Source organism: Pseudomonas sp. MWU16-30316, assembly GCF_020515645.1.
GTDB lineage: Bacteria > Pseudomonadota > Gammaproteobacteria > Pseudomonadales > Pseudomonadaceae > Aquipseudomonas > Aquipseudomonas cerasi.
Genome location: NZ_JAIZAZ010000005.1, coordinates 384,227 through 400,149 on the forward strand (window position 1 = coordinate 384,227; position 15,923 = coordinate 400,149).

Below are 15,923 nucleotides of genomic sequence, written 5' to 3' on the forward strand. Positions count from 1 at the left end.
CTCACCGGAGCTCGATCCGATCATGCAACGCAAAGGTGACACTCCCGCCACGCTGGACCTGTTCGCAGACCAGACGGCCCAGCCTCGCAGCGATGAGCGGATCGGGCCTGGGTCGTGGCTGTTCAGAGGCTTTGCGCTGACCGCCATGCCGCAACTGTTGGCCGCCCTTGAGGAAACGCTGGGCCTTTCGCCGTTCCGGCACATGCAGACCCCCAGCGGTCTGAGCATGTCTGCAGCGCTGAGCAGTTGCGGACAACTGGGCTGGATAACCGACCGTCATGGTTATCGATACACGGCAACCGACCCGCAAACAGGACAGGCCTGGCCGGCGATGCCGGACGCCTTCATGCACCTGGCGCAGGACGCCGCACTCGCAGCCGGCTATGCCGGGTTCGTGCCTGACGCCTGTCTGATCAACCGCTATATCCCGGGCGCCAGGATGTCCCTGCATCAGGACCGAAACGAACACGACCATCGCTGGCCAGTAGTGTCGGTATCACTGGGCATACCGGCCATCTTTCAGTTCGGCGGCCTGCTGCGCAGCGACAAGACTCAACGCATTTCCCTGTTTCATGGCGACGTGGTGGTCTGGGGCGGCGAGGACAGATTGCGCTTTCACGGCATTCTGCCCATCAAGCAGGCAGAACATCCGCAATTGGGTGAGCAACGGATCAACCTGACCTTTCGCAAGGCCGGCCGCGACAGCTGATCAGGCCTCTTCGAGCACGCCGGACGTCCGGGCCAGCGCCGGGCATACCGCCCGGTGCAGGTTAAGTGCTGTATTGATGATGCCGATGTGGCTGAACGCCTGCGGGAAATTGCCCAGCATGCGCCCGCCCTTCGGATCGTACTGTTCGGCCAGCAGACCAACGTCATTGCACAGACCCACCAACCGTTCGAACAGCCGCGCGGCATCATCAGCCCGGCCCAGCAAGACGTAGGCATCGGCCAGCCAGAACGAACAGACCAGAAACGTCCCTTCCCGACCGGCAACGCCATCGACACTGCGCTCGTTGTCATAGCGCAGCAGCAGACCATCCTGCATCAGCGTACGCTCGATCTGCGCGACAGTACCGATAACTCGCGGGTCTTCAGGCGCAAGAAAACCGGTCAGCACAATCTGCAGCAGACTGGCATCCACTTCTGTCGAGCCATAGGTCTGTACGAAGCTGCCAAGCTCGGCATCGAAACCGTGGCGACAGACATCGGCATGGATTTCGTCCGCCACTTTCCGGTAGTGCACTGCCAGCGCACGATCCTCATCGCTCTCGGCAGCCTGGGCGATCTGCGTGGCGTTACGGTCAAAGGCCACCCAGGCCATGACTTTCGAGTGCGTGAAGTGCCGCGGCTCGGAACGTATCTCCCAGATGCCCGCATCCGGCAGGTGCCAGATCTTCTCCAGATACGGCATGACCACTTTGGAAATCGCCACGCTGCGCGGGTGCTGCGCCATACCGCCGCGCAGCGCCTGGATCATGGCGTCGGCCACTTCGCCGTAGACGTCCAGCTGAACCTGTGTCGCCGCACCATTGCCGACGCGCACCGGCAGTGAGTTCTCATAGCCACCCAGCCAGGGCAGCTCATACTCCTGCAAACGCCGCTCGCCGCCTACGCCGTACATGATCTGGATCTGTTCCGGGTTACCGGCAACCGAGCGCAACAGCCAGTCCCGCCAGGCCTCAGCTTCCTCGAAATAACCCAGATTCATGAATGCCAGAAGGGTCATGGTGGCGTCGCGCAGCCAGCAATAGCGGTAATCCCAATTGCGCTCGCCACCCAACTGTTCGGGCAGTGAGGTGGTCACGGCGGCAACGATGCCGCCGGTGGGCGCGTAGGTCATGGCTTTCAGCGTTATCAGCGAGCGCTTTACCTGAGCCGTCCACGGCCCGACGTCAGGGCAACGATCAGAAAACTCGCGCCAGTAGGCAGCGGTGCTTTCCAGAGCCTGATCGGCATCGATCTGCTCGAGCAAGGGTGCAAAGGATGCCTGATAGGCCAGCGTGAAGACCTCGCGCTCGCCTTCATCGACGTGAAAACGGCTGGCGGTGTGATGATCCTGAGGATGCAGTGCCACAGGGCTGCGCAAAACCAGCATTTCCGGCCCGGCCACTGCCGTCAGCGTATGAGCATCCTTTCGCTCGACCCAGGGCACACTGCTGCCGTAATCGAAACGGATGGCGAGGTCTACAGCGAACTCGACCCGACCGGACAGCCCGATCACCATGCGCACCACGTGGCCGGAGGTCTTCATGGGCATGAAATCGATCAGCATGGCGCGACCGTCACGGGTTTCGAAAACGGTTTCGAGAATCAGCGTGCCGTCGCGGTAACGGCGCTCGACGGCAATAACCTCGGCGGTCGGCGCAATCTTCCAGCGGCCATGCTCATCACTCCCCAATAGAGCGGCGAAACAGGCCGTCGAGTCGAAGCGGGGGAAACACAACCAGTCCAGCGAACCATCACGGGCGACCAGCGCCGCCGTCTCGCAGTTGCCCAGCAATGCGTAGTCTTCGATCAGTGCAGCCATCCAGAAATGCCCGTCGTGATGATGATTCGTTAACGTGGGTAAACAGCTGATCAGGCGTTCAGGATGTAACGCTCGATGGCGTTGGCCACTCCGTCCTGCTCATTGCTATCAGTAACATGATCAGCCTGTCCCTTGACTGTCTGCTCGCCCTGCCCCATGGCAATCGACAAGCCTGCCTTGTGGAACATCGCCACGTCGTTACCGCCGTCGCCTATGGCCGCCGTACGCGACAGGTCGACGCCCAGATAGTCCGCCAGCGCGACCAGAGCGGAACCCTTGTTGGCCTCCAGCGCGGTGACATCCAGGTAGTATTTTTGCGAGCGGGCCGCCAGCGCGAGTCCTTCGATCTGCGGATTGAGCTGCGCCTCAAGGGTCTTGAGCAACTCGAAATCACCGCTGGCCGCGACGATCTTGTCGACGCGATCCAGATACGGCTCGAAACTCTCGACCTGAACATAGTCATAGCCCAGCGCATCGAGCTCATGATCGACGTAATCGGCATCGGGATCGAGCAGCAGCCACTGATCATCGGCAAATACCCAGATGGCAACGTTTTGCCCGGCAAACAACTCCAGACAGATGCGAACGGCGCGCGGGTCAATGCGATGAGCCACCAACAGGCTGCCATCGGGATGAGTGATGGTGCCGCCATTGAATGCAACGGTGGGCAAATCCACATCCAGCGCTTCGATCACCTGGCGCATGGCCCTGGGCGGGCGACTGCTGGCCAGCGTGAAGTGAACGCCGGCATCACGCAGGCGCTTGATGGCGTCGATATTGGCTTGGCTAAGGCTGTGATCACGGCGCAGTAATGTGCCGTCGATGTCGGACAACAGGAACTGTACGGGCAGTTCAGACATTCAATTCTCTCCATTCCCGACCATCACGACTCAGCAACTCTTCGCCCGCTTGCGGACCATCCTTGCCAGCTTCGTAAAGCTGCACTTGCGGCTGCGCGGCCCAGGCGTCGAGGAACGGCTGCACTGCACGCCAGCCGTTCTCGATGTTGTCGGCCCGCTGGAAGAGCGTCTGATCACCGGTCAGGCAGTCATAAATGAGGGTTTCGTACCCGGTGGAGGGCTGCATCTCGAAGAAATCCTTGTAGGCGAAGCCCAGCGCGATATCTTCCATCTTCAGTTCCGGGCCAGGACGCTTTGCAAACAGGTCGAACCACATGCCTTCGTTGGGCTGGATCTGGATCCGCAAGTAGTTGGGCTTGAGCCGGTCGACTTCGGTATCGCGGAACTGCGCGTACGGAGCAGGCTTGAAGCAGATGGCGATCTCAGTGCTGCGAGCGCTCATGCGCTTTCCGGTGCGCAGGTAGAAAGGCACGCCCACCCAGCGCCAGTTGTCGACCATGACCTTGAGCGCAACGTAGGTCTCGGTGTTGCTGTCCGGCTCCACGCGATCTTCCTGGCGATAACCGACGACCTGCTTGTCGCCCATCACGCCCTTCGCATACTGGCCACGCACCGAATTGGCCAGGGCTTCCTCCTGGCTCCAGGGCCGGATTGCACCGACCACCTTGGCCTTCTCGCCGCGAACGGCATCGGCACCGAAAGCGGCAGGCGGCTCCATCGCAACCATCGCCAGCAGCTGGAACAGGTGGTTGGGCACCATGTCGCGCAAGGCACCGGTGTGTTCGTAAAAGCTGCCACGGGTTTCGACGCCTACGGTTTCCGCAGCCGTGATCTGTACATGGTCGATGTAGTGATTGTTCCAGAACGACTCGAACAGGCCATTGGAGAAACGGCTGACCAGAATGTTCTGCACCGTCTCCTTGCCCAGGTAATGGTCGATCCGGTAAATCTGCTTCTCGCTCATGACCTTGAGCAGGCAGCCATTGAGCTCGACCGCACTGGCCAGATCGGAGCCGAAGGGCTTTTCGATCACGACGCGACGAAACCCGTTTTCGGTTTCCTGCAGCAAACCTGACGAACCCAGCCGTTGGGCAACCTCACTGAAAAACCGCGGCGCAGTGGCCAGATAGAACACCGCATTCGCGGTGCCAGTGCTCTCGATCTTGCTGGCGATGTCCTGATAAGTGGAATCGTCGAGGAAGTCGCCCTGCACATAACTGATGCGCTCGGCCAGCTTGCTCCACAGCGCCGGGTCGAGGGGATCCTTGCCACCGCCAGCCACCTTGCCGGCGGCTTCATCCCGAATGAAGTTCTCAAGCTTTTTCGCAAAGTCGGCATCACTGATCGCATTGTGATCGACGCCGACGATATGCAGCCCTTCATCCACCAGACCGTCGCGTGACAGGTTGTAAAGCGCCGGCATCAACAGGCGCTTGACCAGGTCTCCATGCGCACCGAACAGAAACAGGGTCGTGGGTGGGGCTACCTCGGTTTTTTGCTCGGCACTGCCACGCGACAGGCCCATTACTTGGGTTCCTTGTGGCCACCGAATCCAAAGCGCATGGCGGACAGCATCTTGTCCGCGTACGAACTTGTCTGGCGAGAACGGAAACGCGCAAACAGGGCGCTGGACAGAACAGGAACCGGAACCGCCTGCTCGATGGCCGCCTCGATGGTCCAGCGACCTTCGCCGCTGTCGGCAACCGAACCGGAGAAAGCATCCAAGTGCGGGTCGGTAGCCAGGGCATCGGCAGTCAGGTCCAGCAGCCAGGACGACACCACACTGCCACGACGCCAGACTTCGGCAATGTCGGCCGTGTTGAGGTCGAAACGCTGTTCAGGCGGCAGGTGTTCGGAATTTTTCTGTTTGAGAAGATCGAAGCCTTCGGCGAAGGCCTGCATCATTCCGTACTCGATGCCGTTGTGGATCATCTTCACGAAATGCCCGGAACCCGCAGGGCCGGAGTGGATATAGCCACGTTCGGCGCGGTCGTCGGTCGATTTGCGGTCACGAGTGCGCTCGATCGAGCCAAGGCCCGGAGCCAGTGTCGCGAACAGCGGATCGAGGCGCTCGACAACGGCGGCCTCGCCTCCGATCATCATGCAGTAGCCACGCTCAAGCCCCCAGACGCCACCTGACGTACCGACATCGACGTAATGCAGGCCCTTTTCAGTGAGCTCCTGAGCGCGCCGGATATCGTCCTTGTAGAAAGTATTACCGCCGTCGATGATCACGTCATCGGCGTCAAGCAACTCGCTGAGGGTCTGAATGGTGTCTTCGGTGGGCGCACCTGCCGGGAGCATTACCCAGACAGCACGGGGCTTGGCGAGCGTGCTGACCAGTTCCTTCAGATCTGCGACCGCAGTCGAACCGTCATTGGCCAGGGCGTTGCGCGATGCTTCATCACGGTCGTACACCACAGTCGTGTGACCATTCAGCATCAGACGGCGTGCAATGTTGCCGCCCATGCGGCCCAGTCCAATAATCCCAAGTTGCATGAAGGTGCTCCTTAAATCGTAAAAAGGTGCCTCGCTTGCCGTCCAGCGCATCGACAGGTTACGAGCATGCTGATTAGTCAAGCGAGGCGGAACGTCGGTTCCCTTGCGAGAAGATGAAGACGCGAGCGCCCTCCTGTGGTGCATTTTGTCGCGATTAAGAGACATTCGCGACAATTAAAAATAAAAAAGTTCCAAAATCATGCAAAAGAAATCAAAATCGGTGCCGATAGAGAGGGTAAGCAGCGGCGGTCAGGGATTGAAAGTCATTGCCACGGGCCTCTCTGAGGTTGAATCCGCCATTTGCGAGGTGAGCAATGGGCACTGTACTACCAGCACTTGCACCACAAACCCTGTATGTCACTATCCGTCGTGACGAACTGCGCACATTAAAAGAAGAGCGCGAGCAGTTGCAGAAAAAAGTGGCTCATTTGAGCTCGATGCTGCAGCAATCGCAGTTATCCGCCCCCGTCAAGATGCTTCAGGCCTGACCGTAACTGTATCATCCTTCAAAACGCCTCAGGGCAAGCCCGATAACTCGGCTTGCCCACCTGACCTGCCCTCCTGTCGATCCCCGCAACCAGTTCCACTCTCCGGGCAGTGCACGTCTGCACCAGCGCCATCAGGAAAAGAACCCTGGCGAATCGGCTCTCTATAGCGTTTTTTGCCAGAACATCGCGCGCCCCATTTCAGGGCTCAACTGATAGTTGTCAAAACCAAGCTTTCTGTAGGCCCCCTGCGCAATCTCGTTGCCTTCCAGTACCTCCAGCGTCAGCTTGCAGCAGCCACGCTGGCGTGCAATCTCCTCGACCTTGAGCAGCATTTTCTGGCTGATACCGAGGCCTCGATATTGCGAGATCACTGCGACGTCATGAATATTGACCAACGGACGACAGGCAAAGGTTGAAAACCCCTCGAAGCAGTTGACCAGCCCCACCGGCTCTCCCGAGATAAACGCCAGCACACTGAACGCATACGGACGCTTCGCAAGTTCGATTGCCAATTGCTGACGGGTGTCGCTCGACAGAGGCCGCCCCGTCCCCAAGGCATCCATTGAATACTCATTCAATACGAACCCGATTGCATCCGCGTGCACAGGATTGGTGTAACTCGCTTGCAGTACCAGTACCTCGGGGGCTTCCATTTCCATCCTCGTCAATTCAATCAGAGTGATTCAGTGAAATCAGTCATAGGGTAAATGCCTCAGGCCAACGTCAAGGTCGGGGCTTGTGGCCCGATTCTATCCTGCCCTGATTCAAAATGTTCCGACGCAGATGTAAGGATTTTCTCGTCGTGCCCGCAGATTGATCGCTACACGCACCCGGAAAAGGCGCTACGCACCGTTGCTGCTCATTACGGCCTGACAGCATCGGAATTTAGTGATGAAGACCAAACGCCTGGACGGGATTGTCCAACGATCCGACGACCGGTAATGAGCCCTACGGACGCCAAAAACAGCGGTAAAAAAGCGCATCGACCGCCCGGCTGCTACCTGCAGCGTGCCATCACGTGCGGCGTCGAAGCCTGTTCCAGACATTCGCAAATAAAAAAGTCGAAACTTCTCCAAAACGGCCGGGTCAGCTGATTAGAGCATCTATGCTATTGGCTGACATCCGGTAATGGCGACATCACACCGCTTTGTCACTATGCATGGTCCAAACGGGTATCGATCTTGCGTAGTGCACGTATGTGTACCCGGCCATAGGAAATGGCCAATAAAAATCAAGTGATGCACCAAGACTGTTTTAAGGGGAAAATTGATGATTAGCGCCGCTGTGAAAACCCAGAAGGGAGAGAGTTTTAACCAGCCTGTCGGCGAGCTGACTCATCTGCCGGTGTTCTCTACCAAGAGCGTTCCTGTGCTGCAAATGCCAACGTCGACTGTTCAGCCTCAGCCGACCATGTCTCAAGTCAACAGACGCAAAGTGTTGTTCGTGACCTCCGAGCTGGCCGATCTGGTGAAAACCGGTGGCCTGGGCGATGTGTCTGCCGCACTGCCGCGAGCCATGCGCCACCTGCACGACGTGCGAGTGCTGATTCCAGGTTATCCGCAGGTCATCAACAGCGGTAATCCGATCCATATCATCAGCCAGCTGGGCGGGCATGCAGCGCTGCCGCCTTGCAAGGTGGGTCGCATGGACATGAAAGATGGCCTGGTGATCTACGTGCTGATCTGCCCGGAGCTTTACGAGCGCGAAGGCACCCCTTATGCCGACAGCACCGGCCGTGACTGGTCCGATAACCATATTCGCTTCGCCCGTCTGGGCCTGGCAGCTGCCGAGTTCGCCGCTGGCGAAGTCAAGAGCCAGTGGTGCCCCGAGCTGGTTCATGCCCACGACTGGCCAGCCGGCCTGGCGCCTGCTTACATGCGCTGGCGCGGGCAGTCCACGCCAAGCATCTTCACTATTCACAACCTCGCCTATCAAGGGACCGTGAGTACGACGTCGAGCCGTGAGCTGGGCATTCCGGACTCCGCCATTACCCCTGAAGGCATGGAGTTTTACGGCCAGCTGTCTTTCATCAAGGCTGGAATGGCCTTTGCCAGCCACATCACGACCGTCAGCGCCACCTACGCTCGGGAAATCACTACTCCGGAGTTTGGTTGCGGCCTGGAAGGCTTCCTGCAAAGCAAGGCCAACAAGGGTCAGCTCAGCGGTATCCCCAACGGTATCGACGAAAGTTGGGATGCGGCCACCGACGAACACCTGATCTGCCATTTTGCGCCCAATGAATGGATGCGCAAGGAAATCAACGCTGACTACGTTCGTGAGTTGTTCGAACTGGACGCCTCGACCGGGCCGCTGTACGCAGTGGTATCACGCCTTGTGTATCAGAAAGGTCTGGACCTGACGATCGGCGTCGCCGAACACATCGTCAACAATGGCGGGCAGATCGCAATCATCGGCCGCGGTGAACCCGAGGAAGAAGAGGCCATGCGTGAACTGGCGGCACGCTTCCCCGGGCGTATCGGCGTGCGCATAGGCTTCAACGAAACCGACGCGCGACGCATGTTCGCTGGCAGCGATTTCCTGCTGATGCCGTCCCGCTATGAGCCTTGCGGGCTGAGCCAGATGTATGCGCAACGCTTCGGCTCTCTGCCTGTCGCACGCAATACCGGTGGCCTGGCCGATACGATTGAAGACGGTGTCACTGGTTTCCTCTTCAACGAATCGACAGTCGAAAGCTACACCAAGGCCCTGGATCGTACTTTTCAGGTCTTTGCTCATCCCGAACTGCTCAACGCCATGCGCTGCCGTGCAATGGCGGCTCCCTTCAACTGGCATCAGGCGGTAGAGCCCTACGCAGATCTCTATCGCGATCTGTTGAAGAAAAACGTGAGTATTTCCAGCAACTACTAGGTTAAGGATTTAATGGATGCCCCTGCGTACAGACGATAACTGGCGCCACGGCGCCGTTTTGTTGGACCCTGAACACACCCGGTTTGCCCTCTGGGCACCGGATGCCTCCTTCGTAAATGTCGAACTGCAGGATGGCCAGTCATTGGCCATGCTGCCTCAGTCCGACGGCTGGTTCGTCCTTGAGGCCCGCTGCAAGGCGGGTACTCGCTACCGCTTCAGGATCGACCACGAACTGGACGTTCCTGACCCCGCCTCCCGCGCACAGCTCGATGACGTTCACTCTGAAAGCCTTGTAGTCGACCCTGACGCTTATTCATGGCAAAACACTGCATGGAACGGACGTCCATGGCATGAAGCGGTGATCTATGAACTGCACGTGGGCGCCATGGGCGGCTACGCTGGCGTGGAAAAGCACCTGCCGCGACTCGCCAAACTGGGTGTTACTGCGATCGAACTGATGCCGCTTGCGCAGTTCCCCGGTGATCGCAACTGGGGCTACGACGGCGTTCTTCATTATGCTCCGCAATCCTCCTACGGCACGCCTGAACAGCTCAAGCAACTGATCGACACCGCTCACGGTCTTGGCCTGATGGTGATTCTGGACGTGGTGTACAACCACTTCGGCCCGGACGGCAACTACCTGGGCAGTTACGCCAAGGAGTTTTTCCGCAGCGACCTGCACACCCCATGGGGCGATGCGATCGACTTCAGGCGCCCGCAGGTGCGCGACTTTTTCGTCGATAACGCCCTGATGTGGCTGCTCGAGTATCGCTTCGACGGCCTGCGCATGGACGCGGTGCACGCCATTCGCGACAAGACCTTCCTGCCGGAGTTTGCTGAGCGGGTTCGCGGGCGCATTGAACCGGGCAGGCACGTGTGGCTGAACCTTGAGAACGAGTTCAACCAGGCCAGTCTTCTGGAAAAAGGCTTCGATGCACAATGGGACGACGACGGTCACAACACCCTCCACGTGCTGTTGACCGGTGAAACCGACGCCTACTATTCCGACTTTGCCAAAGAGCCGACGCAGAAGCTTGCGCGCCTGCTCAGCGAGGGGTTTGTCTACCAAGGCGAACCGACGCGTCATGGGCACACGCGAGGCGAGCCCAGCGCGCATCTGCCGCCGTCGGCCTTTGTGCTGTTTCTGCAGAACCACGATCAGATCGGCAACCGCGCACTCGGTGAACGCCTCCCGCAGCTCTGCGCGCCTGCTGCATTGAAGGCCGCCACCGCCCTGTTGCTGCTTTCACCGATGATCCCGTTGATGTTCATGGGCGATGAATGGGCGGCCAGCGAGCCGTTTCTGTTCTTCACCAGCCACCACGGCGAACTGGCCGATGCGGTACGTGAAGGACGTCGCAAGGAGTTCGCTGATTTCGCCGCGTTTGCCGACCCGGAAAAGCGCGAGCACATCCCTGATCCCAATGACATCAAGACGTTCGAAGCGTCGCGCCCGGCGTTTTCCGCGGTCGATCTCGACACCGACATAGGCCTTGATCATCGCAGCTGGCTGGAGTTCTACACGCAGTTGCTGGCCTTGCGGCACAAGGAAATCATGCCGCGCCTGCAGGGTGCACGCTTCCTGAAGACCGATATTCTTGGTGACAAGGCGGTCAGTGCGCGCTGGACGCTGGGTGATGGCAGCGAACTGCGCATTGATCTCAATCTCAGTGAGCACGCGGTCGACGCACCGCCGCAAACGGGTGCCCGCGAGATATTCTCCAGTGCCGAAAAATCGTCCGAACTTTCCCCACGCGGCATCCTCAATGCTTACACGGCCATTGTCAGCCTGAAAGCAAGCGATGTTCTGGAGGAACAGGATGAACAATGAGCAATTGGAGAGGCTTGCAACCGAGGCAGGATTGTCGGTTCACTGGGTCGATGCCAACGCTCGACCGCAGACCGTCAGCCCTGATGTGCTGCGCAAGGTATTGGAGGCGCTGGGCTATCCGGCTGAAAACGGCGAGGCTATCGATGCCAGCCTGCTGCGCCTGCAAAAGGCCAGTCACGGCACCACTGCCCCGCCGCTGCTGACGGTCGATGTAGAAAGCAACCTGGACCTGTCGCAATGGTTTGCTCCACAAACGCCGTTTACGCTTCACCTCGAAGACGGCTCTTCACTGGATGCCAGACTGACCTCCAGTGCAGAGCTTCCGGCACTTGCCCCGCCCGGCTACCAACAGCTGGAAATTGCCGGCCAGCACCTGACCATCGCGGTCGCACCGAAAACCTGCTTCAGCATGGCAATGGCGACCGACACCTCGAAGCCGCACGGCTGGGGACTGACCGCTCAGCTCTACAGCTTGCGCCGTGAAGGTGATGGCGGTTTTGGTGACACCGAGGCACTGGAGAAGGTCTTGCGCTCTGCCGGGGAACGAGGTGCCGACGCGTTGGGCATCAGCCCGATCCACGCCATGTTCGCCAACGACCCTCACCGTTACAGCCCTTATTCACCTTCCAGCAGGCTGTTTCTCAACAGCCTGTATGCGTCGCCGGGTGCGATTCTCGGTGAAAGTGCGTGGCGTCAGGCAATCGAAGACGCGCGTGTCGGCGACGAGATGAAGCGTCTTGAAACACAGACGCTGATCGACTGGCCAGCTGCGGCCAATGCCAAATGGAAAGCGCTTCACGCGCTTTATGAGGGCTTCAGTGCGGGTGATCACCCACTGCACGAAGACTTCAACAGCTTCCGCCACAGCGGTGGTGAAGCGCTGGAAAATCACTGCCGCTTCGAAGCGCTGTGTGCCGAATCCGAAACACTGAACATCGGTAACAACTGGCATGAATGGCCGGAACAGTTCAAAGACCCTCGCGGTGAAGCCGTCGCAGAGTTTGCCAAAAACCATAGCGAGCAAATCAGCTTTCATGCGTTCGCCCAATGGCTCATAGCCCGTGGTCTGGAGCGCGCGCAGGTGGCAGCACGCAGCAGCGGCATGCGCGTCGGCCTGATTGCCGATCTGGCCGTGGGTGCCGATGGCGCCGGAAGCCAGGCCTGGAGCCGCCAGGACGAGCTGCTGTCAGCCCTGACCGTCGGCGCACCACCCGACATTCTCAACCGTGCTGGCCAAAGCTGGGGGATTTCCGCGTTTTCACCGGACGGCCTCAAGCGCAACGGTTTTCGTGCGTTCATCGAGATGCTGCGGGCCAACTTCGCCCATGCCGGCGGCTTGCGTATCGACCATGTCATGGGCTTGCAGCGCCTGTGGGTCATCCCGCAGGGGGCGCCTCCCAGCGAAGGCGCGTACCTTAATTTCCCGCTAGACGACATGCTTCGCCTGCTGAGCCTGGAATCCTGGCGGCACAAGGCGATCGTGCTGGGTGAAGACCTTGGTACGGTGCCTGAAGGCCTGAGCGAAAAACTCAGTGCCAGGGCGATTCTTGGCATGCGCGTACTGCTGTTCGAACAAAACAACGGTCAGTTCAAGCCGATTCTCGACTGGTCGGATCAAGCGCTGGCGACCACCAGTACCCACGACCTGCCTACCCTCGCAGGCTGGCTCAGCGAGCTGGATATCGAGTGGAACGCGCGCCTCGGTCACATTGACGATCAGCATGAATCGCAGTGGCGCGAAGAGCGCACGCGGGAATATGAAAGCCTGCGGCGTGCCTTGAGCCAGAACATCGACAGTATGCCCTCCGGTACTGAAGACCCGGCCCAGATCATCGACGCGAGCATCAGCTACCTTGGCCATACACGTGCGCCATTGGTCTTGCTGCCGATAGAAGACGCCCTGGGTGTCGAAGAGCAGGCCAACCTGCCCGGCACCATTGACAGCCACCCCAACTGGCGCAGACGTCTTCCCGGCGATGCGGCCTCTCTGCTTGATAACCCGAATGCTGCTCGACGACTGGAATTGCTTTCCCGATCCCGGCTGCAGGCTACGGAGCGTGATCAATGACCCGTCCATTACAGCCTTTGCGCGCCACCCAGCGCCTGCAATTCCACAAGGATTTTACTCTCAACGACGCTGTGCCACTGGTGCCCTACTTCGCCAGCCTGGGTATCAGCCACGTCTACGCGTCACCGCTGCTCAAAGCCCGTGCCGGCTCGATGCACGGCTACGATGTCGTTGATCCCACGGTCATCAACCCGGAACTGGGCGGCGAGCCTGCCCTGCTGCGCCTGGTCGAGACCCTTCGCGAGCACGGCATGGGGCTGATTCTCGACATCGTGTCCAACCATATGGCGGTCGGCGGTGCCGACAACCCATGGTGGCTGGACCTGCTCGAATGGGGCCGTCGCAGCCCGTATGCAGAGTTCTTCGACATCCAATGGAATTCGCCGGACCCGCTGCTGGAAGGCCAGCTGTTGCTGCCATTCCTGAGCAGTGATTACGGCACGGTATTGCAGGCCGGTGAAATTCCGCTGCGCTTCGATGCCGAGCATGGCTCGTTTTACATCGAGCACTATCAGCATCACTTTCCGATCTGCCCACTGACCTACGACTCATTGTTGCAGGCCGTGGATCACCCGCAACTCAAGGAAATGGCCCAGCGTTTCACCGCTCTGGCGCAGTTCCCGCAAGCTTATGAGCGCGCGCGCCAGGCCAGGACCGAGTTGGCCGAACTGGCCAAGGACCCGCAGGTACTCAAGGGTATTGAGCAGATTCTCGCGCATTTCGATTCGAGCAAGCCGGAAGGCTTCCAGCGCCTGCACCGGTTGCTGGAGCGTCAGCACTACCGTCTGGCCAGCTGGCGCACCGCTGGCGATGACATCAACTGGCGGCGTTTCTTCGACATCAACGAGCTGGGCGGCCTGCGTGTCGAGCGGCCACAGGTGTTCGAGGCGACCCACGGAAAAATATTCCAGCTGATTGCCGACGGCCTGGTCGACGGGCTGCGTATCGACCACATCGATGGTCTGGCGGACCCGCGCGGCTACGGTCGCAAGCTGCACCGCCGGGTTAAGAGCTTGCTCAAGCTGCGTCCCGAGCATGCACAGATCGATCATCTGCCGATCTTCGTCGAGAAAATTCTCGGCCCCGACGAGCCGCTGCGTGAAGACTGGAGCGTTGACGGCACGACGGGTTACGAGTTCATGAATCAGGTGTCATTGCTGCAACACGACCCCAAGGGCGAAGAGCCTCTGGGTGAGCTGTGGAGCCGCCTGACCGAGCGTACCGCCGACTTCGATCAGGAAGTGCTGGTGGCCCGGGATCTGGTCCTGCACGGCACACTGGCGGGCGATTTCGAGAACGTTGCCCAATCGTTGTTGCAGGTTGCTCGCAGCGACCTGATGAGTCGCGACCTGACCCTGGGTGCAATTCGCCGTGCCCTGCTCGCGCTGATCGTCAATTTCCCGATTTATCGTACCTACATCTCGGTATGCGGCCGTTCGGCGCAGGACGACAAGTATTTCCAGCAGGCAATGGAAGGCGCGCGTGCGACGCTGAACGAAGGCGACTGGCCAGTGCTGGATTACCTGGCACGCTGGCTCGGTGGCGAACCGTGGCGAAAACTGCCACGCGGCCCGCTGCGCAAGCTTTACAAGAATGCCTGCGTACGCTTCCAGCAACTGACCTCCCCGGTTGCCGCCAAGTCAGTCGAAGACACGTCGTTCTACCGCTCTGCCGTGCTGCTCTCGCGCAACGATGTGGGTTTTCATCCGCAGCACTTCAGTGCGCCGGTAGATGACTTCCATCAGGTCTGCCTGCAGCGTCTGGAGAAGTTTCCGGACAACCTGCTGACCACTGCAACACACGATCACAAGCGCGGTGAAGATACGCGTACACGTCTTGCGGTCCTGAGTGAGTGCGCCCCGTGGTACGCCGAACAGGTTGAGCGCTGGAGACAGCTGGCAATGCCGCTCAAGGGTGACGAGCCGACCATCAGTGCCGGCGACGAGCTGATGCTTTACCAGGCCTTGCTGGGCAGCTGGCCGCTGAGCCTGGAGGGTGAAGAAGCTCACCAGGAATACGCGAAACGCATGGTCCAGTGGCAAGAGAAAGCCCTGCGCGAAGCCAAGCTGCAAAGTAGCTGGAGTGCACCGAATCAGCCCTACGAAACCGCTTGCCGCGAATTTCTGGAGCGTTTGCTGCTGGCACCGGAAGCCTTGGCGTTGCGCCAATCCCTCAGTGCGACGGCCAACCGTATTGCCACCGCAGGCGCGCTCAACAGCCTGGCGCAAACCTTGCTACGCTTGAGCGTACCCGGTGTTCCCGATTTGTATCAGGGCACCGAGTTCTGGGATTTCAGCCTGGTGGACCCGGACAACCGTCGCCCGGTTGACTACGCTGCACGGAAACAGGCCCTGGCCGAAGACGCAAGCGTTGCCGAGCTGCTGACTGACTGGAAGGACGGACGCATCAAGCAGGCTCTGATCGCGAAGGTCTTGAACCTGCGCGCCGAACATCCGGTATTGTTCAGCGAGGGCAGTTATCAACCTCTGGAAATAAAGGGCAGTCACGCCGAGCAGGTGATGGCCTTTGCCCGGGAGACGCAAGGAGTGCGCGCTATCATCGTAGTACCACGCACATGCAGTGAACTATTGGGTACTGCGCAAACTCCATTGATTAATGCTGCCAATTGGGGCGACACGCGGATCATATTGCCGTTTGCCGACTCCGGTTCTGACTGGAAGGGACTCTTTTCTGACGTTGTCGTGACGAGTGATCGGGAAGTACCGCTCAGTGCAGCGCTTGAAAGATTTTCCGTCAATCTGCTTATTCAAACTATGTAATA

At 59.4% G+C, this 15,923-nt stretch carries 11 protein-coding genes; 6 read left to right on the top strand and 5 right to left on the bottom strand.

Going from position 1 to position 15,923, the window contains the following annotated elements; genetic code table 11:
• The first annotated feature begins 22 nt into the window (after positions 1-22).
• Complete coding sequence (gene alkB, locus LCH65_RS18445) at positions 23-709, top strand: DNA oxidative demethylase AlkB (protein ID WP_054081010.1); 687 nt, start codon at positions 23-25, stop codon at positions 707-709.
• On the opposite strand, the gene LCH65_RS18450 is transcribed toward alkB, so the two are convergent.
• From LCH65_RS18450 to gnd, 4 genes are read right to left on the bottom strand one after another with little or no spacing between them, the layout of a single operon-like run.
• Positions 710-2,527, bottom strand: coding sequence for a glycoside hydrolase family 15 protein (locus LCH65_RS18450; RefSeq protein ID WP_058417356.1), 1,818 nt, complete (start codon positions 2,525-2,527; stop codon positions 710-712). It lies immediately after the preceding gene.
• Positions 2,528-2,577: 50 nt separating this feature from the next.
• A complete protein-coding gene (locus LCH65_RS18455; protein WP_004413761.1) occupies positions 2,578-3,387 on the bottom strand; it encodes a Cof-type HAD-IIB family hydrolase in 810 nt (269 codons plus the stop codon).
• Entirely contained in the window at positions 3,380-4,912 is a 1,533-nt protein-coding gene (zwf, locus tag LCH65_RS18460; protein WP_004413763.1) for a glucose-6-phosphate dehydrogenase, read from the bottom strand. Before zwf ends, LCH65_RS18455 begins: the two co-directional genes overlap by 8 nt.
• A complete protein-coding gene (gene gnd, locus LCH65_RS18465) occupies positions 4,912-5,937 on the bottom strand; it encodes a phosphogluconate dehydrogenase (NAD(+)-dependent, decarboxylating) (protein ID WP_072366055.1) in 1,026 nt (341 codons plus the stop codon). Before gnd ends, zwf begins: the two co-directional genes overlap by 1 nt.
• A gap of 263 nt (positions 5,938-6,200) precedes the next feature.
• Here gnd and LCH65_RS18470 point away from each other — a divergent pair, with 263 nt between their 5' ends.
• Complete coding sequence (locus LCH65_RS18470; RefSeq protein ID WP_003364475.1) at positions 6,201-6,374, top strand: DUF6026 family protein; 174 nt, start codon at positions 6,201-6,203, stop codon at positions 6,372-6,374.
• A gap of 161 nt (positions 6,375-6,535) precedes the next feature.
• Here LCH65_RS18470 and LCH65_RS18475 read toward each other — a convergent pair whose 3' ends face one another.
• Positions 6,536-7,027, bottom strand: coding sequence for a GNAT family N-acetyltransferase (locus LCH65_RS18475; RefSeq protein WP_058417392.1), 492 nt, complete (start codon positions 7,025-7,027; stop codon positions 6,536-6,538).
• Between the two features lie 616 nt (positions 7,028-7,643).
• On the opposite strand from LCH65_RS18475, the gene glgA reads away from it, so the two are divergent.
• Genes glgA through LCH65_RS18495 form a run of 4 tightly spaced genes read left to right on the top strand, consistent with a single transcriptional unit; the run spans position 7,644 to position 15,921 of the window.
• Complete coding sequence (gene glgA / locus LCH65_RS18480) at positions 7,644-9,242, top strand: glycogen synthase GlgA (RefSeq protein WP_004413769.1); 1,599 nt, start codon at positions 7,644-7,646, stop codon at positions 9,240-9,242.
• 16 nt (positions 9,243-9,258) lie between these two features.
• Entirely contained in the window at positions 9,259-11,073 is a 1,815-nt protein-coding gene (treZ, locus tag LCH65_RS18485; protein WP_004413771.1) for a malto-oligosyltrehalose trehalohydrolase, read from the top strand.
• A complete protein-coding gene (malQ, locus tag LCH65_RS18490) occupies positions 11,063-13,141 on the top strand; it encodes a 4-alpha-glucanotransferase (RefSeq protein WP_058417354.1) in 2,079 nt (692 codons plus the stop codon). The genes treZ and malQ overlap by 11 nt, the downstream gene beginning before the upstream one ends.
• Positions 13,138-15,921: a malto-oligosyltrehalose synthase gene (locus LCH65_RS18495; RefSeq protein ID WP_226439697.1), complete on the top strand. Its 2,784-nt coding sequence runs from the start codon at positions 13,138-13,140 to the stop codon at positions 15,919-15,921. The genes malQ and LCH65_RS18495 overlap by 4 nt, the downstream gene beginning before the upstream one ends.
• The last annotated feature ends 2 nt before the right edge of the window (positions 15,922-15,923 follow it).

What these genes read in the sequence shown, in the direction of transcription:
- LCH65_RS18470 (WP_003364475.1), top strand. Translation starts at nt 6,201, where the DNA reads ATGGGCACTGTACTACCAGCACTTGCACCACAAACCCTGTATGTCACT.
- gnd (WP_072366055.1), bottom strand. Translation starts at nt 5,937, where the DNA reads ATGCGCTGGACGGCAAGCGAGGCACCTTTTTACGATTTAAGGAGCACC.
- zwf (WP_004413763.1), bottom strand. Translation starts at nt 4,912, where the DNA reads ATGGGCCTGTCGCGTGGCAGTGCCGAGCAAAAAACCGAGGTAGCCCCA.
- malQ (WP_058417354.1), top strand. Translation starts at nt 11,063, where the DNA reads ATGAACAATGAGCAATTGGAGAGGCTTGCAACCGAGGCAGGATTGTCG.
- alkB (WP_054081010.1), top strand. Translation starts at nt 23, where the DNA reads ATGCAACGCAAAGGTGACACTCCCGCCACGCTGGACCTGTTCGCAGAC.
- treZ (WP_004413771.1), top strand. Translation starts at nt 9,259, where the DNA reads ATGCCCCTGCGTACAGACGATAACTGGCGCCACGGCGCCGTTTTGTTG.
- LCH65_RS18455 (WP_004413761.1), bottom strand. Translation starts at nt 3,387, where the DNA reads ATGTCTGAACTGCCCGTACAGTTCCTGTTGTCCGACATCGACGGCACA.
- LCH65_RS18495 (WP_226439697.1), top strand. Translation starts at nt 13,138, where the DNA reads ATGACCCGTCCATTACAGCCTTTGCGCGCCACCCAGCGCCTGCAATTC.
- LCH65_RS18475 (WP_058417392.1), bottom strand. Translation starts at nt 7,027, where the DNA reads ATGGAAGCCCCCGAGGTACTGGTACTGCAAGCGAGTTACACCAATCCT.
- LCH65_RS18450 (WP_058417356.1), bottom strand. Translation starts at nt 2,527, where the DNA reads ATGGCTGCACTGATCGAAGACTACGCATTGCTGGGCAACTGCGAGACG.
- glgA (WP_004413769.1), top strand. Translation starts at nt 7,644, where the DNA reads ATGATTAGCGCCGCTGTGAAAACCCAGAAGGGAGAGAGTTTTAACCAG.